At 69.7% G+C, this 22,513-nt stretch carries 17 protein-coding genes; 10 read left to right on the top strand and 7 right to left on the bottom strand.

Annotated features, from left to right (window positions below; all coding sequences use genetic code 11):
• The first annotated feature begins 38 nt into the window (after positions 1 to 38).
• The gene (locus IPZ69_RS14295; protein WP_235454492.1) at positions 39 to 1,607 is read left to right on the top strand and encodes a M4 family metallopeptidase; all 1,569 of its coding nucleotides are present in this window, start codon (positions 39 to 41) and stop codon (positions 1,605 to 1,607) included.
• 105 nt (positions 1,608 to 1,712) lie between these two features.
• Here IPZ69_RS14295 and IPZ69_RS14290 read toward each other — a convergent pair whose 3' ends face one another.
• Genes IPZ69_RS14290 through IPZ69_RS14280 form a run of 3 tightly spaced genes read right to left on the bottom strand, consistent with a single transcriptional unit; the run spans position 1,713 to position 6,235 of the window.
• Complete coding sequence (locus IPZ69_RS14290; protein ID WP_235454491.1) at positions 1,713 to 2,687, bottom strand: antibiotic biosynthesis monooxygenase; 975 nt, start codon at positions 2,685 to 2,687, stop codon at positions 1,713 to 1,715.
• 6 nt (positions 2,688 to 2,693) lie between these two features.
• Positions 2,694 to 5,411: a molybdopterin-dependent oxidoreductase gene (locus IPZ69_RS14285; RefSeq protein ID WP_235454490.1), complete on the bottom strand. Its 2,718-nt coding sequence runs from the start codon at positions 5,409 to 5,411 to the stop codon at positions 2,694 to 2,696.
• Positions 5,408 to 6,235, bottom strand: a complete 828-nt coding sequence (locus IPZ69_RS14280) for an FAD binding domain-containing protein (protein ID WP_235454551.1) — start codon at positions 6,233 to 6,235, stop codon at positions 5,408 to 5,410. The genes IPZ69_RS14285 and IPZ69_RS14280 overlap by 4 nt, the downstream gene beginning before the upstream one ends.
• Before the next feature lie 434 nt (positions 6,236 to 6,669).
• Between IPZ69_RS14280 and IPZ69_RS14275 the strand changes: the two genes are divergently transcribed.
• On the top strand, positions 6,670 to 8,274 hold the full coding sequence (locus IPZ69_RS14275; protein WP_235454489.1) for a TROVE domain-containing protein: 1,605 nt from the start codon (positions 6,670 to 6,672) through the stop codon (positions 8,272 to 8,274).
• Between the two features lie 55 nt (positions 8,275 to 8,329).
• Here IPZ69_RS14275 and IPZ69_RS14270 read toward each other — a convergent pair whose 3' ends face one another.
• Entirely contained in the window at positions 8,330 to 8,731 is a 402-nt protein-coding gene (locus IPZ69_RS14270; protein ID WP_235454488.1) for a hypothetical protein, read from the bottom strand.
• Positions 8,732 to 8,989: 258 nt separating this feature from the next.
• Here IPZ69_RS14270 and IPZ69_RS14265 point away from each other — a divergent pair, with 258 nt between their 5' ends.
• A complete protein-coding gene (locus IPZ69_RS14265; protein ID WP_235454487.1) occupies positions 8,990 to 10,558 on the top strand; it encodes an alpha/beta fold hydrolase in 1,569 nt (522 codons plus the stop codon).
• Between the two features lie 171 nt (positions 10,559 to 10,729).
• On the opposite strand, the gene IPZ69_RS14260 is transcribed toward IPZ69_RS14265, so the two are convergent.
• The gene (locus IPZ69_RS14260) at positions 10,730 to 11,083 is read right to left on the bottom strand and encodes a hypothetical protein (protein ID WP_235454486.1); all 354 of its coding nucleotides are present in this window, start codon (positions 11,081 to 11,083) and stop codon (positions 10,730 to 10,732) included.
• Positions 11,084 to 11,240: 157 nt separating this feature from the next.
• On the opposite strand from IPZ69_RS14260, the gene IPZ69_RS14255 reads away from it, so the two are divergent.
• The 3 genes from IPZ69_RS14255 (at position 11,241) to IPZ69_RS14245 (ending at position 15,593) form a co-directional block, all read left to right on the top strand.
• The gene (locus IPZ69_RS14255) at positions 11,241 to 11,573 is read left to right on the top strand and encodes a hypothetical protein (protein WP_235454485.1); all 333 of its coding nucleotides are present in this window, start codon (positions 11,241 to 11,243) and stop codon (positions 11,571 to 11,573) included.
• A gap of 508 nt (positions 11,574 to 12,081) precedes the next feature.
• The gene (locus tag IPZ69_RS14250; protein WP_235454484.1) at positions 12,082 to 14,196 is read left to right on the top strand and encodes an FUSC family protein; all 2,115 of its coding nucleotides are present in this window, start codon (positions 12,082 to 12,084) and stop codon (positions 14,194 to 14,196) included.
• Between the two features lie 461 nt (positions 14,197 to 14,657).
• Positions 14,658 to 15,593, top strand: coding sequence for a LysR family transcriptional regulator (locus IPZ69_RS14245; RefSeq protein ID WP_235454483.1), 936 nt, complete (start codon positions 14,658 to 14,660; stop codon positions 15,591 to 15,593).
• Between the two features lie 159 nt (positions 15,594 to 15,752).
• On the opposite strand, the gene IPZ69_RS14240 is transcribed toward IPZ69_RS14245, so the two are convergent.
• Positions 15,753 to 16,985 carry a GNAT family N-acetyltransferase gene (locus IPZ69_RS14240; RefSeq protein ID WP_235454482.1) on the bottom strand — a complete coding sequence of 411 codons (1,233 nt, stop codon included), beginning with the start codon at positions 16,983 to 16,985 and terminating at the stop codon, positions 15,753 to 15,755.
• Between the two features lie 199 nt (positions 16,986 to 17,184).
• Here IPZ69_RS14240 and IPZ69_RS14235 point away from each other — a divergent pair, with 199 nt between their 5' ends.
• From IPZ69_RS14235 to IPZ69_RS14225, 3 genes are all read left to right on the top strand, one after another.
• Positions 17,185 to 17,568, top strand: coding sequence for a VOC family protein (locus IPZ69_RS14235; RefSeq protein WP_235454481.1), 384 nt, complete (start codon positions 17,185 to 17,187; stop codon positions 17,566 to 17,568).
• A 9-nt stretch (positions 17,569 to 17,577) separates the two neighbouring features.
• Positions 17,578 to 18,423, top strand: a complete 846-nt coding sequence (locus IPZ69_RS14230; RefSeq protein WP_235454480.1) for an alpha/beta fold hydrolase — start codon at positions 17,578 to 17,580, stop codon at positions 18,421 to 18,423.
• Between the two features lie 176 nt (positions 18,424 to 18,599).
• Complete coding sequence (locus IPZ69_RS14225) at positions 18,600 to 19,709, top strand: S8 family peptidase (protein WP_235454479.1); 1,110 nt, start codon at positions 18,600 to 18,602, stop codon at positions 19,707 to 19,709.
• Positions 19,710 to 19,811: 102 nt separating this feature from the next.
• Here IPZ69_RS14225 and IPZ69_RS14220 read toward each other — a convergent pair whose 3' ends face one another.
• Positions 19,812 to 20,702 (bottom strand): NAD(P)H-binding protein, encoded by an 891-nt coding sequence (locus IPZ69_RS14220; protein ID WP_235454478.1) that lies wholly within the window; start codon positions 20,700 to 20,702, stop codon positions 19,812 to 19,814.
• Positions 20,703 to 20,857: 155 nt separating this feature from the next.
• Between IPZ69_RS14220 and IPZ69_RS14215 the strand changes: the two genes are divergently transcribed.
• Positions 20,858 to 21,703, top strand: coding sequence for a LysR family transcriptional regulator (locus IPZ69_RS14215; RefSeq protein ID WP_235454477.1), 846 nt, complete (start codon positions 20,858 to 20,860; stop codon positions 21,701 to 21,703).
• Positions 21,704 to 22,513 lie beyond the last annotated feature (810 nt).

Here is a 22,513-nt window from a genome sequence, read left to right as displayed (position 1 = left end):
CCCCCGTCATGTCCCGTCCTCTTCTTGCCCTTTCCGCGATGGTAGCCGCCGGCGTCATCACCACGGCGATGGCCGTACCCGCGCACTCGCAGACCGACGCGGTGCCCCGCGGATCCTCCGTCCGCGACACGGCGATATCCCAGGCCAAGGCGAACGTGACCCGGCACGCCGACGCCTTCGGGTTCGGTGCCGGCCAGGCCCTCCGGGTGAAGGACGTCGTGATCGACGCCGACGGCACCCAGCACGTCCGCTTCGAGCGGACCTACCACGGCCTCCCCATAGTCGGCGGCGACTTCGTCGTCCACCAGAAGCGAGACGGCTCGCTCAAGGGATCCACCCGCGCCAAGGCCCACAAGGTGTCGCTCAAGTCCGTCAAGCCGAGAGTCGACGCCAGGGGAACCGCGGCCGGCGCCCTGAAGCGCTCGCACGGGCTGGTGCGCAACGCCAAGTCCAGCCCCGAACTGATCGTATGGGCAGCCGACGGCACCCCGCGCCTGGCCTGGCGCACCACCGTGCAGGGCCTGGGCGACAAGGGCCAGCCGCACGGCGAGGTCTTCGTCACCGACGCCACCACCGGCGCGGCGATCGAGAACTACGACGCCGAGCGCGAGGCGACCGGCACCGGCCACTCCGAGTACACCGGTGACATCGGCATCGACACCACCCAGCAGGCCGACGGCAGCTTCGCCCTGATCGACCCGGTGCGCGGCCACATCACCAAGGACGCGCACAACCTCTCGTCCTCGTCCGTGAAGAGCTCCTCCGGCACCCTGTTCACCGACGCCGACAACATCTGGGGCGACGGCAAGAAGTTCTCCACCGACCGCGCCACCGCCGCCGTCGACGCGCACGCCAACACCGCGAAGACGTTCGACTACTACAAGACGACCTTCGGCCGCAACGGCATCAAGAACGACGGCCGCGGCGCCACCGTCTTCGTCCACGTCGGCACCAACTGGGACAACGCCCAGTGGTCGGACTCCTGCTTCTGCATGCTGACCGGCGACGGCGACGGCACCACCGACCCCGAGCAGGTCGACCTCGACACCATGGGCCACGAGATGACCCACGGCGTCACCTCGGCCACCGCCAACCTGCGCTACAGCGGTGAGTCCGGCGGCCTGAACGAGGCCACCAGCGACATCCTCGGCACCATGGTCGAGTGGTACGCCAACAACCCCGTCGACACCCCCGACTACCTCTTCAGCGACCAGTCCACCCCGCCGTGGCTGCGCCGCTTCGACAAGCCGTCCCTGGACGGCCGCTCCGCCGACTGCTGGTCGAAGTCGGTCGGCCGGCTCGACGTCCACTACTCCTCGGGCGTCGGCAACCACTGGTTCTACCTCGCGAGCGAGGGCAGCGGCGCCAAGACCATCAACGGCGTGTCCTACAACAGCCCCACCTGCAACGGCTCCACCGTCACCGGCATCGGCAACCAGAAGGCCTCCGCCATCTGGTACCGGGCGCTGACCGTCTACATGACCTCCACCACGGACTACAAGGGTGCTCGCACCGCGACGCTGAACGCGGCGAAGGACCTCTACGGCGCCACCAGTCCCGAGTACGCCACCGTGGCCGCGGCCTGGAGTGCGCTCAAGGTCGTCTGACGCACCGACGCACCACCTGATCCGTACGCCCGAAGCGGGGGTCGGTCCGCGCAGGACCGACCCCCGCTGTTCACGAAGGGCTGCCGGTGTCCAGGGTGTTGCCAGTCAGGGCAGCGTCCAGAAGTGCACCGTGACGAGGTAGAAGACGACAGCCCAGAAGGCCATCGCCACCGCGACGATACCGAGGCCGCGGAGGTTGCTCCTTGCCGCCGGTTCGTCTGGCGGTGGCCGCAGCCATCGCCCGAGCAGCGGGTTCACGTAGTACGGCATGGTCAGGAAGCTCATGATGAAGCTCGACAGCAGGTTGCCCACGAGCAGGCCGATCCAGAGCCGCAGGTGCAGGGGGGACAGAGCGAGCGTCAGCAGCACGACGGTCGGGTACAGGCCGACCCAGATGGCGAGGGAGGTCCTGGTCTCGGAGGGCGGTGGCGGTACCTCCTTGCCGTTGCCCTCGAAGGCGAACCAGCTGCCGAACGAGTTGTCGATCGTACGCAGGTTGAAGTCACTGAACCGCTCGCCCTCGGCGAGGATCTGCTGCCGTTGGGGCGATGTCAGCCAGGCGTCCAGGTGCTCGGCACTGTCGTAGCGGTACAGCGTGGTCCATTCCTCCTGGAGCCCCTCGATGGGGCGGAAGAGCTCGGTCCCGCGAAACCCCTCGAACTTGCTCTCCTCCTGGACCATGTGGTGCTGCCAGTCGAGGAAGGCGTCCACCTGGTTCGGGTGGACGCGGTGGGTGACCACCACGGTGACCAGCGGATCCAGTGACTGGGTGCCACTGCTGACCACCTGCTGGGTCGCCGGACCGTCGAAGTACTTGGCACCGACGTCGAGATACGTCTGCCTGGTCCCGCTGTTGATCCACGCCTGCAGATGCGCCACCGAGTCGAACCGGTACACGACCACCCAGTCGGATTGCAGCTGTGTCGGCGGGGAGACCTCGGCACCGAGGAAACCCGGGTAGTAGGCGGCCGCGGAGTTCAGGCCCTCCTGCCACGACTCGAAGTCCCGGTCCATCCCGGGCAGGACCTTCTGGCCGATGATCGCCGTCGCCGCGGCGGCTACGTTCTTTCCGGCGTCCATGGTGGCTCAACCCGCCGACACCGACTGCTCCGCGGGGAGTCGGCCGTAAATGCGTTCCGGAGTCAGCGGCAGCGCACGGTAGCGGACGCCCGTGGCGTCATGCACCGCGTTCGCGAGCGCGGGGGCGACCGGGTTGATGCAGCACTCCGCCATCCCCTTCGCCCGCATGGGCCCCACCGAATCCGCCGAGCCCACCAGAAGGACCTCGGTGCGGGGGATGTCGGCGTAGGTGGGGATGCGGTAGTTCCGGAGGTTCGGGTTGACCATGACGCCGTTGTCGTCGACATGATGGTTCTCGGTCAGCGCGAAGCCGATTCCCTGGGCGACACCGCCCTCCACCTGCCCACGGACCTGCGCCGGATTGATGATCACCCCGGCGTCCGCCGCCTGCACGCTGTACAGGATCCGTATCTCCCCCGTCACACGGTGCACGGCGACCCGAAACCCCTGCGTGTTGGAGGTGACGCTCCGGGGCGAGCCGTACGCCTTGCGCGCGGCGGTGAAACGGATCCCACGCCTCCGGGCCAGCGCGACAAGTTCGGCCAGCGACACCCGCCGGTCCCCGCAGATGACACCGTCGTCGTCCATCGTGCACATCACGACATGGACGCCCGTGTGCGCCGCGGCGAACTCCAGGATGCGGTCGCGTACGGCATTGGCCGCCCGCAGGACCGCGTTGCCCGCCACGAAGAGGCCCGCGCTCGCGAAGGCACCGGTGTCGAATCCCGTGCGGTCGGTGTCGGACTGCACCAGACGGATCCGCGACGGCGTCGTACCCAACTGGTTGGCCGCGATCTGGACATGCGCCGTGGAGGTTCCCTCCCCGAACTCGACGGTCCCGACGGCCAGTTCGTAGATCAGATCGTCGCCCAGCGTGACCCAGGCCTCGGAGAGGTGCTCCGTCGGCGGCGCGGTCTCGTGCAGGGAACTCGCCATGCCGGCTCCGACGAGCCACTCGGGCCCGGGAGGCGGCCGGTCGGCCGTACGGGCCAGGGCCTCGCCCACCAGATCGACGCACTTGGCGAGTCCGTCCTCGGTGAAGATCACGTCGTCGGGCCCGTCGTGCAGAGCGACCAAGGGCTCACCCGGTCGCACGATGTAGCGCCGACGCAGTTCCAGCGGGTCCAGGTGAAGAGCACGGGCCAGTTCGTCCATCGCCGACTCCACGGCGAACGCCGGCTGCGTCATCCCGTAACCTCGCAACGCCCCGCTCGGCACGGTGTTCGTGTAGACGGAGTAGGCGTCGTACTTCTTGTTGGGGCAGCGGTAGAGCATGACGGCGGCCCCGCCCGCGAACAGCGTCTCGCCGCCGTGGTTGCCGTAGGCGCCCGTGTTCGACACGTTGCGCACCTGGAAGGCGGTGAGCGTTCCGTCGGCCTTGGCGCCGAGCTTGACCGTCAGGCTCATCGGATGCCGCGGCGAGGCCGTGGTGAACTCCTCCTCACGGGAGAACTCAAGACAGGTGGGCCGCCCGGTGTCCAGCGTGGCGAGCGCGACCAGGTCCTCCGTGATCACCTCCTGCTTGCCGCCGAAGCCACCGCCGACGCGCTTGCAGAACACCCTCAACTGGTCCGGGCGCAGCGCGAACAGGTACTCCAGTTTGACCTTCGCGATCGACGGTGACTGCGAACTGGTGCGGACGTTCAGCCGGCCGTCCTCCAGCCAGGCGATCGAACCGTGCGTCTCCAGGTGCGCGTGCTGCACCCGCGGTGAGAAGTACGTGCCCTCGTGGATCACGTCGGCCGCGGCGAATCCCGCGTCGACGTTGCCGATGTGCGAGTGGAGTTCGATGAGGATGTTGTGCACGGGATCGCGGACGAACGGATCGTCGGAGCCGTGCAGTTGGGGTGCGCCGTCGGCCATCGCCGCCTCGGGCTCGAACACCGCCGGCAGCACCTCGTACTCGACCGCGAGACGTCGGCAGCCCTCCTCGGCCGCGCCCACCGTCTCGGCCAGGACGGCGGCGACGCGCTGACCGACGAAGCGGACCCTGTCGTCGAGGACGTAGGTGTCGTCCGGGTCGACCAGGTGGTCGGTGTGGATCGCCGTGTTGAAGCGTTTGCGGGGTACGTCTTCCCAGGTGTAGACCCGGTGCACCCCGGGCACCGCGAGGGCGGCGCTCTTGTCGATCGAGAGGATCCGGGCGTGCGCGTGGGGGGAGTGCAGCACCTTGAGGTGCAGCATGCCGTCGATATGCGTGTCCATGGTGAACTCGGCGTGACCCGTCACCACGTCGTGGCCCGCGGGCGCACCGACACTCGTCCCGACGGCCTTGCCCGGTGCCGCCGTCTCCACCGCGCCCACGCCCTTCACGGCGTCCTCGATCGCCCGGTATCCGGTGCAGCGGCAGAGATTGCCCTTCAACGCCCTTGGCAGGTCCGCTTTTTGGTCCTCGGTGAAGGTCGCCGACGTCATGATCATCCCTGCGGTGCAGAAACCGCACTGGAACCCCGGGGCATCCTCGAACTGCCGTTGCATGGGATGCGGGGCGCCGGGCCGCCCGAGGCCCTCGATCGTGGTCACCTCATGGCCGTCCGCGCGGAACGCGGGGGTGATGCAGCTGTGTACCGGTGTGCCGTCCAGCCACACCGTGCAGGCGCCGCAGTCGCCCGCGTCGCACCCCTTCTTGACGCCGAAGTGGCCGAGTTCGCGCAGGAAGGTGCGCAGGCATTGGCCGGGTGCTGGTTCCCGGTCGAATTCCTTGCCGTTCACGAGGTAGCTCATGCCAGGTCCCCAGCCGTGAGTTCGCGGCAGATCTCCTCGGCGAAGTGCCGTGTCAGATGCCGACGGTGATCAGGGGTCCCGTTGGGATCGGCGAACCAGACGTCGGCCGGCACGGCGTCGATGCTCTGTCGCAGGGTTCGCACATCGGGCAGGGAGTCGAAGGCGATACGGACCGGCCGCGTGGTGCCGGCGGTGATGGTGAGCAACAGGTCACTCCCTCCCAGCCGTTGGGTGCCGACGAGGAACACCGTCGAACGGCCGAGCCGGGTCAGGGTGAAGCGACGGTGCGCGGTGCACTTACGCAGGGCGTGCTTCGGAATGGTGATGCGCCGAAGGATCTCCCCGGGAGTGAGAACGTTGCGGTGGTCGCCCGTGACGAAATCAAGTGCGTCGACAAAGCGCACGGAGCCATCGGGCGCCCATAGTTCGTACTGCGCCTCCAACGCGACCGTCAACGTGATCATCGGGCCTGCCGGCAAGGACATGCAGATGTTTCCGCCGACGGTCGCCGCGTTCCAGACCTTGAACGAGGACAGGAATGCCTCACAGCTCTTCCGGAAGAGAATTCCGGCGGTCCAGTCCTTGGGCCATGGGAAGGCGTACAGGTCGCGAATGGTGCACGTGGCGCCGATCTCCAGCCCCTCGTCCGTCGCAACGAGGGGCTCCCACGGCAACGCCGTCAGGTCGATCAGCCGTCGCAGGTCCGGCTGCTCCGCGGAATAGAGCCACGTCCCACCTGCGAGCCAGGCGTCGCCCTCGTGCCACTCCGTACCTGGCCGCTCGGAGGGTCGCCGGATTACTTCGGTGATGGTGTTGAGGTCCATGAACACCGACCTACGGGAGAACGGACCCACGGAAGACAACTGGCCCGGATGCTTTTGTCGCAGTTTATCGCAGCATGCGAATGGCGGCCCGGGGCTGGGGTGGCTGAAAGCATCCGATGCGCTACGAAGAGTCACTGTGAATTCCTGCGGAGCAGCCGGACGATCACACGCATGACCTCCGAGAACGGGCCCGCGTAATTCGTTGGTGTGCGGCCCGTTGGTACTTGTACGTTGGCATCGCGACCGCGCCTCCGATGCGCTCGGCTGCGGCTACTTCCTTCTGACAACCAAGTGACGCCGCCGCCCTCTTTGATCTCGGCAGGCGCGGCCGTCTTCGCCCCGTCAGACCTCTGGGTCGGGGCCGTCCAATCTTTTGAATCCGGGGGGATTCACTGCCTCGTCACACCCCACGCGTCTCCAAGATCTGGTCCGAGATGCTCGTGGCCCCGCACGTTTCGGCGGCCGCCCGCTCTCTGCCCGCACCGCGGCCGCATCACGGGCCCGCCAAGCCTGACTTCCGTACCTACGAAGGCGGCCCCGCCTTCGTCCGGGAGCCCCGCGAGGAACTCTTCCTCCTTGCGGTCGGCAACTTCGTCTCCCAGGGCACCTTTTACGAGAGCGGTGAGGAACGGGACGACCGGTACACCCGTCTCGTCGGTGAACTCGCTGTCCAGGACCCTGTGTGGACGGCCGGCCTGCTGCGCTGGCTGCGCGGCGAGGGCAATATGCGCACGGCGTCCCTGGTGGGCGCCGCCGCGTACGTGCGGGCCCGGCTTGCGGCCGGGGCGTCCAGAGGCCCGTCCAACCGGTCCGTGATCGACTCGGTGCTCCAGCGCGCCGACGAGCCCGGTGAACTGCTCGCCCACTGGATCTCGGTGTACGGGCGGAACGTACCGCAGCCCGTGAAGCGGGGCGTCGCCGACGGCGTACGCCGGCTGTACACGTCCCGATCCCTGCTCAAGTACGACACCGCGTCCAAGGGCTTCCGCTTCGGCGACGTGCTGAACCTGGTGCACGCCTCCCCTGCCCCGGACAAGCCTTGGCAGGGCGCACTCTTCCGGTACGCCCTGGACCGCGCCCACCACCCAGAACGGGCGGTTCCGCCGACCTCCGACCGCCTACTGACCGCCCATCGGGCGCTCATGGATTCGGCCGCGGACGAGCGGCGGGCGGTGGTGACCGGTCCGGACGGCCCCGAGCGACTGGCCGCGGCGGGCATGACGTGGGAGGCCCTGGCGGGCTGGCTGCACGGACCGATGGACGCCGCCGTCTGGGAAGCCGTGATCCCCACGATGGGCCCGATGGCCCTCCTGCGGAATCTGCGGAACTTCGACGAGGCGGGTGTCTCGGACGACGCCGCTGCCCGGGTCGCCGCACGGCTTTCCGACGCCTCCGAGGTCGCCCGGTCCCGGCAGTTCCCCTTCCGCTACCTGGCCGCCCACCAGCACGCGCCGTCGGAGCGCTGGGCAGCAGCGCTGGAAGGGGCACTGGGCCACTCCCTGGCCAGCGTACCGCCCCTGCCGGGCCGGACCCTGATCCTGGTGGACCGGTCCGACTCCATGTTCTGGGACACCGTCTCCGAGCGGTCCAAGCTGACCCGGGCAGACGCGGCGGCCGTGTTCGGCACCGCGCTCGCCATGCGTGCCGAGCAGGCGGATCTGGTGGAGTTCGGGTGGAACAACAGAGTGGTGCCGTTCGAGCGGGACGAGCCGGTGCTCGACGTGCTGAAACGGTTCCACAGTCTCGGAGGCACGTACACCGCGAAGGCGGTGCGCACCCACTACCGGGAGCACGACCGGGTCCTGATCGTCACTGATGAGCAGGCCGCCCCCTACGGCGACCCACGCGGGCCGGCCGAATCGGTCCCGGCCGACATCCCTGTCTACACGTGGAACCTGGCGGGGTACCGGCCCGCCCACGGCCCCACGGGCCCTCACCGGCACACCTTCGGCGGACTCACGGACGCCGCGTTCCGGATGGTCGGCCTCATCGAGGCCGGCCGAGAGGCTGCCTGGCCGTGGACCGCTGAGCCGGCCTGATCCGAAAGGCACGGTCCATCGGCCGCCGTCCCCTTCCTGGCGTGCGGCGGAGTCATCAGCTCGTTCGCCGGTGCCGGTGATCGAGAACCAGGAAGACTGCGAACCCGGCGGCGAACAGGAGCGCGCCGACGACGAGGAAGGGCACCGGTGCGAACTCGTCGGTGCAGGTGCGCTCGCCTGCCGTCGCGTAACAGACGGTCCCGGGGCCGCCCCGGTTCAGGTAGCCGAGGTAGAAGAGGGGCAGGCCCAGGCCCGCGACGCCCCCGACGACGGCGTTCCTGTGCCCCTTGCGGAGCAGGAACACGCCGACGGCCGCGGCCAGGACGATCAGGACCACACCCACCGACAACAGGGCGGCCAGTCCCAGGGCGAGACACCCGCCGACCGCGATCCACGCGAGGAACCAGCCCCACTCCGAACCGTGTTGACCCTCGACCGCGGCTGTCCTGCGTCGCACCGTGCCTCCCATTGCGGCGTCCGTCCGTTTCCTGGCGGGCTCTACATGCCTTGCAACCCGCCAATCCTCCCACCGCGTTCGGACGGTGCGGATGGTGATCGGCCCGTCCGGGTTGTCATCCGCACGTCCATTTCTGACTACGCCTGGAGTCGTAGCGGAATTGCCCTTCGGATGGATTCGCCCGCTACCACCGCCACGAAATCGTCGTGCTGTCACGGAAGTTGATAGAAAGGTATGGCCATCGTGCGGATAGGACGCATGGCGCCCTTGGTCGCTGCGGGGATCACGGCAACTCTGATCCCCGCCCTCGCCCCGGCGCCGGCATCCGCGGCGGAACCGCCGCTGCAGAGATTCGAGAACCAGCAGCCCTCGTGGCACCGATGCGACGCGGCACTGCCTGCCGCATTCCAGTGCGCGACGATCAAGGTCCCGCTCGACTACAGCCACCCGGAAGCCAAGACGATCAAACTGGCCATCTCCCGCATGAGGACCAGTGTCGCCGGCAAGCGGCACGGCGCGCTCTTCCTCAACCCCGGTGGTCCGGGCGGCGAAGGCCTGGACATGCCGGCCATGATGAAGGACACGATCCCCAAGAAGGTCCGTGAGCAGTACGACCTCATCGGGTTCGATCCGCGCGGCGTGGGGACCAGCAGCCCGCTCACGTGCGGTCTCACCGCCGCGCAGGAGAACATCGAACACCCCTACAGGCCCGCAACGTTCAGCCGTGACGTCAAGTGGGCCCGTACCGTGGCCGACAAGTGCCGTGCCAAGTACGGCGACAAGCTGCCGTACTTCACCACCCGCAACACGGCCCGCGACATGGACGTCATTCGCGCTGTTCTGGGCGAGAAGAAGATCTCCTACCTTGGCTACTCCTACGGCACGTACCTTGGCGCCGTCTACGCGCAGATGTTCCCCGAGCGGACCGATCGCTTCGTGCTGGACAGCGCGGTCGACCCCGCACGCATCTGGCGCGGCATGATCCAGGTCTGGGCGGAGGGCACCGAACCGGCCTTCACCCGCTGGACGAAGTGGACCGCGGAGCGCCACCGCACCTACAAACTCGGCAACACGGCCGCCAAGGTGAAGAAGACGTTCTGGGACCTGATCGCCCGGGCCGACCGCACTCCCATCGACGTCGGTGGCGACAAGCTCACCGGGGACGACATCCGTGCCACCCTGCGCCAACAGTTCTTCAGCCCCCAGACTGCCGCCGAGTCGGTCGTCGACTTCAAGAGGGCCGCCGACGGTCACCGGATCTCCCACCGCTCCCTCACATCGGACAGCCGGCCGGTACCGCGCCGTTCCGTGGCTTCCGCCGCCCAGCCGCCCGCCGACAACGGCTCCGCCGCCTTCTGGACCGTCGTCTGCGGTGACACCGCCGCCTGGCCGCACGACGTCGAGCAGTACCGGCGTGACGCGATCCGGGACAAGGCCAAGTACCCGATCTACGGCGACTTCGGCTCCAACATCACGCCCTGCGCGTTCTGGGACAAGCCGGTCGAGCCGGTCACCAAGGTGGACAACAACGTCGGCCTGCTCACCGTCCAGAACCAGTGGGACTCCCAGACGCCCCTGACCAGCGGCCTGGGCATGCACCACGCCCTGAAGGGCTCGCGCATGGTGTACGTCAAGGGTGGCGAGGGCCACGGCGTCTACTCCGGAGACCCGCGCTTCTGCGCCAACCGCACCATCAACGCGTACCTGAGCAGCGGAAAGCTCCCGGCGCAGGACGTCACCTGCACGACGTCCGGTCGCCAGAGCCCCCGCGTGAACCAGGGCATCGTCCCGACACCGCAGCGCACTCCTGGAGCGCCCAGCTTCTGACACGCCTCCCCTCCGGCCTCGGCATCAGCATGGCAACCGCCATGCAACGAGCCGAGGCCGCCGGCAGCGCCCGCCATAAGGACCCGCCTCGCGGCGGTGGGTCAGGCCGCGAGAGCGATACGGGAGGCGAGGTCCTACGAGCGGCCCTGCAGGCAGGGGGAAAGGTGAGCTTCAGGTCCTGCTCCAGCCCTTGAACAGTGAGGACGTCTGCATTCCCAGACCCAGCAATGCCTTCCTCATCGGGGTGAGGGACATCAACTCGCGCGGCAGGGCCATGAGGAGCTTGCCAGGTCGGCCCGTCGCGGTCCTGGCGTCGACGAACAGCAGTCGACGGTCCGTGAGCGCCCAATACGTCGGGCGCGGTTGGACGGTGGCGATGACCGTCCCTGCGGTGAGGGCACCGACCAGCGCCGTGGTCAGCACCCGGCGCTTGACCGATGGTGGGTCGTGGAATCCATACGGCCCCTGCGTCCACGGGGCCGACTCGCGCAGGTCGGCGGGCTCCGCAATCGGCGGGTTCCGCATTCGGTCCGCGGATTGGCGCCGGCAGGGGCCCGGGGCAGTTCCAGGTTCGCGGGCAGGCGGCCACACTGGTCACGTGACGGAACCGGATCCCGAGTGGGATGCACGCATTCGGTATGCGCCGGAGAGCGACGATCATCTCCGGCGCATCAACTCGTGGGTGCCACCTGTCGAGGAGCTGCTCTGGCGGATGGCCAAGGCCAGCACGCTCGTGCGCTTCCTTCCCTTCTCCAGCCACAACTCCCTGCGCCTCGCAAGGGCCTTCGACTTCGCCGGCGGAGACGTCGACATCCTGGACCCATGCCTCCTGTACCGATACGACGACTACGAAAGCCCAGACCGCAGGCCGGAGTACTGGGTCTGGGACGTCTGGCCGCAGGACTGGCTGCGCAAGCCCGTCCTGCGGACATACGACGTCCGCGCCGCCGTACACGAGCTGGAGCGGCTGACCGCGGACTTCGGACCGGCAAAGACGCGCACGTCTGCACCTTGAGTCGCCTTGGGCTTGGCCGCGAAGGCTTCTGCTTGAGGTAGGTGCAGAACATCGCGATGTTCTGGGAGTGTGCCCCTTGTGCTGAGCGTCGGCATGAGCGAGGACACCCATCCGACCCTGCAGTACGAGTTGCCCCATTGCCTGCGCGTTGCTTGGCGTAGCCACCCGTAACCGTGCCGTGCGCAGGCAGAGGCTGTAAGAGGTCGACCAGGGTGCCCGGGACGCACTCAGCGGGCGCGCAGGGCGTCTCGCGCCCCGGCGTCCTGGCGCTCGCCGCGCATGAGCAAGCTGCCGGAACCCGCCAACCCCTCACCGGCCGGCGCCACCGCGCACGACGCCCGCGACAGCGAAGCCGGAGCCGACCGCGGACCGAGCCCGTCGCCTCTTCGGCGCGGGAGCTGCCGGGCCCGCTGCTGTCGCCGGCGTGGCAGCCGCGCCCGGGCCGGCAGAAGATGGAGAGCGGTGCTCTCGCGCCGCCGTGCCACCGTGCCGCTAAGGAGGCCCGGACATGCGCTGGTGGTCGTCGCTGATCACGATCGGACGGGACGGGCTGCGCATCCAGCGGGCATTCGCCGCCCCGTCGGCCATCGCGCGGGCCGTACTGGGCGTGCTGCTCGCGACGATCCTCGGCCTGCTGCTGGACGACCCGGTGGCCGGGGCCATGGCCAGCGTAGGTGCCTTCATCTGCGGCATCGGGACGCTGCTGAGCCCGCTGCGGCATCCTGTGGTGAACGCGCTCGCGATGGCCGCGGCCTTCAGTGCGATGGCGGTGCTCGGGGCCCTGGTGCACGGCACCACCTGGGTGTTCCTGCTGCTGCTCGCGGTCGCGGCGTTCGCCACCGGGCTGTGGCGGACGCTGGGCATCGCGCCCGGCATTCGGGCCTGCCTCGCGGTCATCGGGCTGATGATCACGGCTGACCTCGCTCCCGACGTGAGCACGGGCCTGATGATGGCCGGGTGGATCGCGGTCGGGACAGGACTCGTCGTCGTGGTGCAACTGCTCCCGCCGTACGGTCCGCGGTTCGCCGCCCAGCGCCGCGCCCTCGCGGCCCTGTACCGCTCGCTCGCCGAGGCTTCGGCGGCGGACTCCGCCGCGCTGGGCGGGTCCGCCCCGTTCACGGCGGCCCGGCAGGCCCTGGACCTGTTGCCGCAGTTCAGTCGGCCGGCGGCAGCGGCCCTGTTCGGACTGCTGGGCGAGGCAGAGCGCATCCGCCGCGCGCTGCACACCGTGCGGCTGACGGCACCAGCGGCGACAACGGCCGGGGACCAGGAGGCAGCGGCCGCCACCGCGCAGGTGCTGGGCAACATCTCCCGTACGGTCGCCTCCGGCCGCGAGGCCCGTACACCCGACGAGGTCTGGACCCTCCTGGAGTCGTGGGCGGCCGCCTCGTCGGTGCGCGGCCCGCATGACCTGGCCGCGCGCCTGCACTCGGCCCAGCAGCTGGCCCGGCGCTCGACCGACGACCGCCTCGGCGACGTACTGGAACCCCACACCGAGGTGCCGGGTCTGTACACGGGCACCCCCTCCGTGGCACGCACCGCCCGGCGTATCCGGGCGCAGCTGCATCCCCAGTCGCCGATCTTCCGCCATGCGGTGCGGCTCGCCGTGGGCGTGGTGGCCGCCGAGGTCATCGGCCGCTCGATCGGCGGGTGGGGCGGTCTGGGCATCTCCGCGCACGGCTTCTGGGTGGCCCTGACCACCATGCTGGTGCTCTTCCCCGAGTACGGACACACCCTCGCCCGCGCCTGGGGACGAGCGGCCGGGGCCGTACTGGGCGGCCTCTTCGCCTGGGTGCTTTCCCTGCCGGACTGGTCGCCCGCGGGCCTCGCGGTCCTGTCGGTGGTGCTCGCGGCGGCGGCGTTCGTGACCCTGCGGACCGGGCAGCTGATGCTCAACTTCTGGCTGACCACCTGGATCGTCTTCCTGATCCACCACATCGGCGGGCTGCCCGGGCCCACGGCATGGGCGCGCGCCGCCGACACGGTGGTCGGCGCCGCCATCGCCGTACTCATCTTCCTGCTCTGGCCGACCTGGTCCACCCGGCGGGTGCCCGGCCTGCTCGCGGAGTGGCTGCGGGTGCAGGACCGGCTGCTGCCCGAGCTGCTGACCGGCTATGCCGACGTCGGGGCCACCGACCAGGCGGCCGTCGACGCACTGCGGGCACGGTCACGGCAGGTCAGGGAGCACCTGGAGGCGGCGGTGGAACAGTCGCACGCCGAACCGGCAGAGCACCGCGGCCTTTGGTCGACCGCGCAGTTGGAGCAGATCAGGACTCAGGTGTCGACGGTCGCCGGATGCGCCACCCTGCTGGGCGAGCACTTGCCGCGTACCCCGCAGGACACCGTGCCGGAGCTGACCGAGCTGGTCGATCCGCTGCACGAACATCTCACCGCCCTGGCCCGCGCGGCCGCCGGAGCCGAGACCGTGGCCCCAGGGGCGTTGCGGTCGGTCTACGACTCCTTCACCGCCCGCTGCGGCCTGCTGGCCCAGACGTCCGACGGCGACGGCAGCGTCACGACCAGCCGCGCCGTCCGCCTGAGCACCGCGACCGTCGACGCCATCGAGGCCCTGACCGCAACCGTCGCCTCCCGCCATCGCCCGCGCCGCCACGCGGCAGCCTGAAGTGCGCTCACCTGCGGTGACATGGTCCGACGGATATGGGGTGGTCGGCGTGACAGGTGGACCTCCGGCCACCGCCGCCATCGGTTGCGCGTAGACGAAAGGGAGTGGAACCGCAGAGGTGGGAGGGAAGCCCGGCCTGGCGGCGTCGAGATGGCTGTCCAGGCTCAGCACGGCGGTGACGAGGGCAAGGTGGGTCAACGCCTGGGGGAAGTTGCCGAGTTGCTCGCTGGTCAGGCCGATTTCCTCGGAGTACAGGCCGAGATGGTCACGCGATCCTACGAGCAATCACCGGCTGGTCCGGATGCTGCGGTGCACACGCGGTGAGATCTCGTTCGACCCCTCGCCACGCACCGGCACAACCGATCCGCGTTCGGAAGCATCAAGGGGAGCACCACAACCTGCGATCAAACAACCGCAGGGTCTCCAGCCACAACCAACAGTTGTGAACATAGGGTGTCGGTATGGACCTAGACGCCGTCCGGACCTTCGTCGCCGCCGCCGACGCGGGGCAGTTCCAGGAGGCCGCCGTCGAGCTGGCGGTCACCCAGCAGGCCGTCTCCAAGCGCATCGCCGCGCTGGAGCGCAACCTCGGTGTGCGGCTGTTCACCCGCACCGCGCGTGGCGCCGAGCTCACCATCGACGGGCAGGCGTTCCTGCCCCACGCGCGCGAACTGCTGCGCGTCGCCGAGCGCGCGGTCGCGTCCGTGCGCACGGGCCACCGTCCGCTGCGCGTCGACATCATCGCCTCGCGCGGCGCGGCGTCGGGCCTGATGCGCGGCTTCCACCGTGCCCACCCCGAGATCGAGCTCGACGTGGTGATGCTGTTCGACATCGAGACGGCCGTCGCCGCCATCCGGTCCGGTGCCATCGACGCGTCCTTCCGCGCGGTCGCCGCGCCTGGCCGGCCCCTTCCCGAAGACATCGAGTCCGTCCGGGTGCTCGACGAGCCGCTCCAACTCCTCACCGGCCCCGCCCACGCGCTGGCGGGAGCCCGGGCAGTGACCGTCGCTCAGCTCGCCGGGCACCGGATCTGGATGCCCGGCATCGTCCCCGGTACCGAGTGGGCCGCCTACTACGACGACCTCGTCGCCGAGTTCGGCCTCACCATCGAGGCGACGGGCCCCAACTTCGGCTCCGACGCGCTCCTCGACACCGTCGCTGACACCCCGGCCCTGGCCACCTTCATGGGCGAGCACACCCGCCTCGTCTGGCCCGCCGCCCACGGCCTGCGCCGCATCCCGGTGACCGACCCGACGCCCGTCTACCCGCACTCGCTCCTCTGGCACCGCGACAACCCCCACCCAGCACTGGCCACCCTCCGTGCCCACCTCGCCGCCACAGCGACCGGCCACGACGCCGCCGGGACCTGGACGCCGGGTTGGGTACGTCCACGCTGAACGCGGCCGCGTCTGTGATCATCGTGGCAGGATCGCCGGACGGTGACTCGGGGGCAGGTACGCCCATGCCACGCAGCAACGCTTCGCCGACGCCTGCGCCTGCGCTTGCCGCAGCCGGCCGAAGAAGACGGGACTTGTGCAGGGTCGGCCCGGGCACGGTCAGAACCAGTGCAGGCAGTGCGGGGAGCGCTCGCCACGGAAGAGGGCGTCGGCGAGGGTAGCCGCGCCCGGGCGGTGGGCCCGGACGTGTCCGGCACGCACGAGCGTGCTCGGGGCGGTGCCGCCGAGGTAGACCGAGCCCAAGTCGCGCACGTCCAAGGACAGATCGGGCTCCCGATCCGTCGGGACGCACTCGGCCTTGCCGTCGCGGACGGTCAGCAGGTAGCGGCCGTGCTCGCCGAGGAACAGGTCGTCGACGTCGAGGACGAGCTCACCGTCCATGAACCAGCCGCGCGCGGTCAGCGCACGCGGGACGTCCAGCAACCGCACCCAGAGCCAGTCCGTGTCGTCACTCACCTGACCGGCGCGGAAGTCCGCAAACTGCCAGCGCAGCGGATGCTCGGGCGGGAAGTGCTTGAACACGACCTTGGCGACCAGGTCGTGTCCGAGTACGAACCGAGCCAAGGCCGTGAAGACGGCGTCGTCGACGGCGATGATCTCGTCGACCGTCAAGGTGTCGGGCTCGTCGAGGAAATAGCTGGCATACCCGTCCGGGACACCGTCGGCATCACGGTGTACGGCGACGTAGCGCGGCGCCGGAGAGACCGGAGGCCGCCCCGCGCCCGAGGCCCACCAGCGGTGCGGCCGGGACAGCGCGCCGGGTTGCGCGCGGCGGTATCGGTCGTACACCTCCTCCAGGATCTCGCCGCACTCGGCTCGCCGCAGTAGTTCGACCGAGCCGGTGTCCGTGCCGGCCGCCGGGGCGTCGGCTGTTCGGCGCGCCCGGGGGAGGGCGAGGGCGCCCTGGTGGCGCGGCACCGTGAGCCGCCGTGTGTAGGTCGCCGGTCCGTAGCCGAACCTGCCGTAGATCGGCGCCTCGGAGGCCAGCAGCACGGAGAGGAACTCCCCGCGGGCCCGCAGCTCGGTGAGCTGATGACGCATCATGGCGCTGAGCACGCCCTGGCGTCGGTGCGAGGGCAGGACGCCGACGGCGGTCACCCCGCTGGCCGGAACGACGATCTCACCAGGCAGGGTGAGCTCGAAGGAGTAAGCACCGGCGGTGCCGACGGGCCGCCCGTCCGCCGTCATGGCGAGCAGGTTGCGGTTCATTTCGAACGCCGCCCACCAGACCCCGCCGCCTTCGGTCGGGGTGTCCGCGAAGCGTCCGAACGCGGCATGGAGTGTGTCGACGAAGACGTCGAGGTCCTTGTCGGTCGTGGCACGTATCTCCATTGCTGCGGCCGCCTCCCCGGGATCTGGCACCACAAGTCGCGGTGCCCCGCCACCATGCAGGGTTGACTCGTGGCCAGGTCAAGCGAATTACGGCCGGTCCCGCGGCCGAGCACAGCACGGCCCGGTCCCAGCCGGGCATCGGACTTGTCGGCTGTCGGCCGCCAACCGCCAAAGGGAAGGGGATCGTACGATGACGGGCATGGCATGCCGTATCAGTGAGCTGGTCCTCGACTGCGCCGACCCCGAGCTGCTCGCCGCATTCTGGAGCGAGGTCCTCGGTTACGTCGAACTCGGCCGGGAGGACGACGGAAGCATCGAGATCGGGCCTCCGGGTGTCGGCTTCGGTGGCCCACAGCCCACCCTCGTGCTCAGCCCCAGCGGCGACCCGCGGCCCGGGAAGCTCACACTGCACATCGACGTCAACGCCACCGACCGCGACCAGGACGCCGAGCTGGAGCGGCTGCTCGCCCTCGGCGCCAGACCCGCCGACGTCGGCCAGACCGGCACCGAGAGCTGGCATGTCCTGGCCGACCCGGAAGGCAACGAATTCTGCCTCCTGCGCTCCCGGCTCCAGCCCCTCTGACGAGCAGCGATGACCGAGCGCGTCATTGAGGCGAAGGGCATCGAGCTGTGCACCGAGTCCTTCGGTGCCCCGTCGGATCCGCCCATCCTGCTCATCATGGGCACCGGGGCTTCAATGCTCTGGTGGGAGGAGGGCTTCTGCCGGATGCTCGCCGAGGGCGGGCGCCACGTGATCCGTTACGACCACCGCGACACCGGCCGATCGGTCAGCTACGAGCCGGGCCGTCCCCGTTACACCGGCGCGGACCTCGTCGATGATGCCGCCCGAGTGCTCGGCGCCTACGAGATCCCGGCAGCGCATGTCGTGGGTGTCTCGGCCGGAGGGGCACTCGCGCAGCTCCTCGCGCTCCGCCACGCCGACCGCGTTCTGTCACTCGTCCTGATCAGCACGTCCTCCGCCGTGCCAGGCGACAGCGAACTTCCCGCGCCGACTGAGGCGTTCATGCGGTTCGCCTCGGCCGCGCGCGTCGACTGGTCGAATGCCGACTCGGTGATCGACTACCAGGTGGCCTACGCGCGCGTGCTCGCGGGGGACAGGCGCCCGTTCGATGAGACCGCCGCTCGCAGACTCGTCCGTCGCGATGTCGAGCGCGCGCACGATTTCACCGCGGCCCGCAACCACGACTCACTTACGGACGGCGAGGTCTCACAGGCGCTCCTGTCCTCGATCGCCGTGCCCACGCTGGTGATCCACGGAACCGCCGATCCGATGTTCCCGCTCCGGCACGGTGAGGCACTGGCAGAAGAGATCCCCGGGGCAAGGCTGTTGACTCTCAAGGACGCCGGCCACGGCGTCGACCGAGCCGACTGGACGACGATCGTCTCCGCGATCCTGGAACACACCGCGGTGGAATGAACGCCGGCGGCCCGTCTCGCTGCGTAGTTCACGGACGGAAGCCTGCGGCTCGGGTGGGGCTGGCGTGTGTCGGGCGCGTGGGGCGACGCACCCGCGCACCCGTCTGGAACCGCCCGCACCCTGTGGTCGTCTTGTGCGCTGACTGTGTGCGAAGCGGGGATGTGGGGGGCGTTGTGATGCGGAACGTGACGAAGGCCGGTCTCGTGGCGGTGGCCATGGTGACGGTGCTCGGGGCCTCGGCCTGCGGCGGGGAAGCCGGCGCGGCGGCCGCAGGGAACGGCGGGAAGCTTCCCGGGCACGGGAAGGGCGAGTCCGTGGCGCGCTCTGGCGACGGCTCGGCGCCGGCGTCTGCCGAAGCCGTGGGGAAGCTGTCCGGGGTCGCGCAGGCCGGGGCGCTGTCCACCACCCGGCACGTGCCGTGGAACTTGGACATCCTGGACCAGCGGTCGCGGCCGCTGAACGGGAAACTCACCACCACCGCTACGGGCAAGGGCGTTCACGTCTACGTGATCGACACCGGGATGGACATCTCCCACAAGGAGTTCGGCGGACGCGCCCACCTCGGCGCCGACTTCGTGGGCCCGAAGGACTCCCGTGACTGCTTCAGCGAGGACGGCCTCGGCCACGGCACGTTCGTCGCGGGCATCATCGGCGGGGCGAAGTACGGGGTGGCGCCCAAGGCGGAGCTCGTACGGGTCCAGGGCATCCTGTGCGAGAGCGAGGGCGGTGGCTCCGAGGCGGCGGCCGAGGCGGCCGTGGTGAAGTCGGTCAAGTGGGTCACCGCGCACGCGCAGAAGCCTGCGGTGGTGAACATGTCGCTCAACTTCGGACACCGGTCGGCGGCCGTGGATTCCGCCGTGAAGAAGATGGTCGACGCCGGGATCCCGACGGTGGTGGCGGCCGGCAACTTCCATGACGACGCCTGCAAGCACTCCCCGGCCGGAGTCCCCGGCACGATCGTCGTGGCGGCCTCCACCTCGACCGACCGCGTGTGGAGCGACAGTGGCTCCTACGGATCGGACTACGGACGGTGCGTGGACCTGTACGCCCCCGGCCAGAAGGTGACCGCCGCCCTCGCCGGCGGCGGTACGACCACGGAGGACGGGGGCGCGACGTCCTGGGCCGCGCCCCATGCGACCGGCGTCATCGCGCTGTACCTGTCGGCACACCCCCACGCCACGGCCAACCAGGTCCACGTCTGGCTCGACCACACGGCCACCCGTGGTGTCGTGCGCGGCGTCCGCTCCGACACCCCCAACCGGCTGCTCAACACCGGCGGCATCTGACCTGCCCCGGGCACCGGTCCAGGCGGGTCCATTCATGGGGCGACACACGCACTCGGGCCCACAGCGACCGGCGGGCCCAGCAGACACTCCGTGCTGTACTGCCTAGCCCAGCACGGCGGGCCTGAGCACCTCCTCGCACCACTGGCGGAAGCCGGTGGGTGCGGACGCGGGAGTGCTCGGCTGGGCGGCGCCGTAGAAGCCCTGGTCCTTCAGGGCCTCCGTCATGTCGGTCAGACCCTGGGCCCAGGCGTCGCTCACGCCGAAGCGGAGCAACGTCGTCTTGTAGTCGGTGCTGCTGGTCCGCTGGAGGCGTACCGGACGGTCCAGGACCTTGGAGATGACGTGTGCCATGCCCTCGGCGGACAGCTCGTCGGGTCCCACGAGCGGGACGTCGTGCTGCTCGGTCCAGGAGTCGTCGAGCAGCAACTGGGCCGCGGTGGCGGCGATGTCCCGGGTGGCGCAGGTGCGCAGGACCCGGTTCTCCGCCACCGCCAGGAAGAACACGCCCGCGTCGCGGATCGATGCGGCCTGGCCGAGCAGGTTCTCCATCAGGAACGGCGGGCACAGCGCCCGGTAGTGCACGCCCGTGGCCATGATCGCCTCGTCCATGGCGAGCGATGCCGAGATCTGCCCGGCGTTCTTCGCCACTCCGCGGCCCAGGGTGGAGACGTTGACGACCCGTTCGACGCCGTGGCTCCCGATCAACTCGCGCAGAGGCTCGGTGAAGTCGCGGAAGTGGCCCTCGACACTGTCGGCTTGGGGAGTCGGGGGCACGAGCCAGAAGAGGCGGTCGGCGCCCGTGCATGCCTCCTTCAGGACGGCGGGATCGGCATGCGATCCCGGTACGACCTCGACGCGCTCGCGTACTCGCGCGGAAAGCCGGGCGGGGTCGCGGACGATCACGCGGATCCCCACCGAGCCTTCCGGCGCGTCCAGGAGGCGGTCGAGGACCTGTCGGCCGATCTGACCGGTGGGGGTGGTGACGACGATCATCAAGAACTCCAAGTTGAGGTGCTCGGTGGATGTCGTCGAGCCTGCTGGGTGGCGCGTCCGAACTGAAGGATCGGTCCGCTAGCGCTTGTTACCCTCAAAGCAATACCGAGCATCGCCGATCGACACCGGCCTCAGAGGGCCCAGAGAGGTAGAGCATGGAATCCCGCCCACTGCGCTACTTCGTCGCCGTCGCCGAGGAACTCAACTTCACCCGGGCCGCCGAGCGGCTGGGCATCTCACCGCCGCCCCTGTCCCGCGCGATCCGCCAGTTGGAGACGGAGATGGGCGTCGCCCTCTTCGAGCGAACCACCCACACCGTGGCACTGACCCCGGCCGGAACGGTACTCCTCGCGGAGGCGAGGATCGCCCTGGACGCTCTCCAGGCCGCCGAGCGGCGGTCCCAACGCGCAGCGGCCGTCGAGCCGAAGCTGATCCTGGCCGTCAAGGCCGATGGTGACGCGGGCTTGTTGGAGCCGATTCTGGCGCGCTTCGCGTCGGAACCGGCGGCACTACCGGTCGCCGTCCGGCTGTGCGGCTGGTCCGAACAGCCGCGCCTGCTGCGCCAAGGGGAAGCCGACGCGGCCCTGGTTCATGAGCCGTTCGACCGTACCGGCCTCGACTCCGAGAGGCTGATCGCCGAACCACGCGTCGCCGCTCTGGCCGCCGCCCACCCGCTCGCTGCCCGCGACCGCCTGGCACTCGTCGACTTGGGCCTGCGCCCTGACGGCGTGCACCAGTACATCGAGAAGAGCCGCAGCGAGGGTCGCGACCTTGCCCAACTGCTCACGCTCGTCGCACTGGGCGGTCCCACACCACTGCTGCCCGCCTCTGTCGCCTCTCGCTATCCACGTCCGGGTGTCGTCTACCGGGCGATCCCGGATGCGCCCCCGTCTGTCCTGGTCATCGCCTGGCCGCAGCAGTCCCGTTCGACGGCCACGGCGGCACTCATCCGCGCCGCGGCGTCCGTGGCCGACACCGTGCGGGGCCGACACGTGGCCTAGTGGCCTGGCCGGCAGTCGGGCCATGCCTGGATTGGGCGCCTTCGCGAGGGTCGCACGTCGGTGGCCTGCGCACCCAGCGTCGGAAGGCCGACGCTGGGGTCAGGGGGAGAGGACTGGCAGGGCTGTGCGCCACCTCCCAGCAGTCAACGGAACCGGATTGGCTTCCGCGACTGACGGCGAGGTGGCGCATTGGACGTCGAGGTGTCGAAACTGTGCCGACGGCTGACCGGTCGGGGTGGGCAGTGGTGTTCCCACAGTTCGTCCGGATGCACTGTGGGAGGCGATCCGGCCGGCCTGCCGGGGCCCGGGCTACAGATGGCCCGGGCCAGTCGCTCACCAGCCGTGATCGACGTCGGTGCTTGAGATGACCTCGCCGTTCCTTCCCTTTCTCCCTCGCTCCCCTCTCCTGCCTCTGCGGCCGTCGTCCCCGTCGTCCCCGTCCCTCCCGTTCCGCCCGTGCTTGCCTTCTCTGCCTGGCGGGCCGGAGGGGCCCCGCGGACCGGGTTCACCGGAGGGGCCTGGCGGACCGGATGGACCGGGCTCGACGTTGTAGCCCTGGAGGTTGAGGTTCTGCACTCGCATGTCGTCGATCTGCATTTGATGATCGACGACCGTGGCCCACTGTGCGACGAGTGCGGTGATCAGTGCCGCACCGAGCACCAGGGGGCGCCACGGTCTGCGCGGCTTTTCGTTTGTGTCGCTCACATTATCCCTCACGCTGTGTGACGGCCAAAGTGTGGATGGCGAGGCGTTGGAGAAGCTGGACCTTCTCGTGGAGTGTCTGTACGGAGGCCCTGGAGCACATCATTG

This window comes from Streptomyces olivochromogenes, assembly GCF_021538895.1.
GTDB classification, from domain to species: domain Bacteria; phylum Actinomycetota; class Actinomycetes; order Streptomycetales; family Streptomycetaceae; genus Streptomyces; species Streptomyces olivochromogenes_A.
Note: the sequence above shows the minus strand (reverse complement) of the source record. Positions and strands in the feature narration are given on the sequence as shown.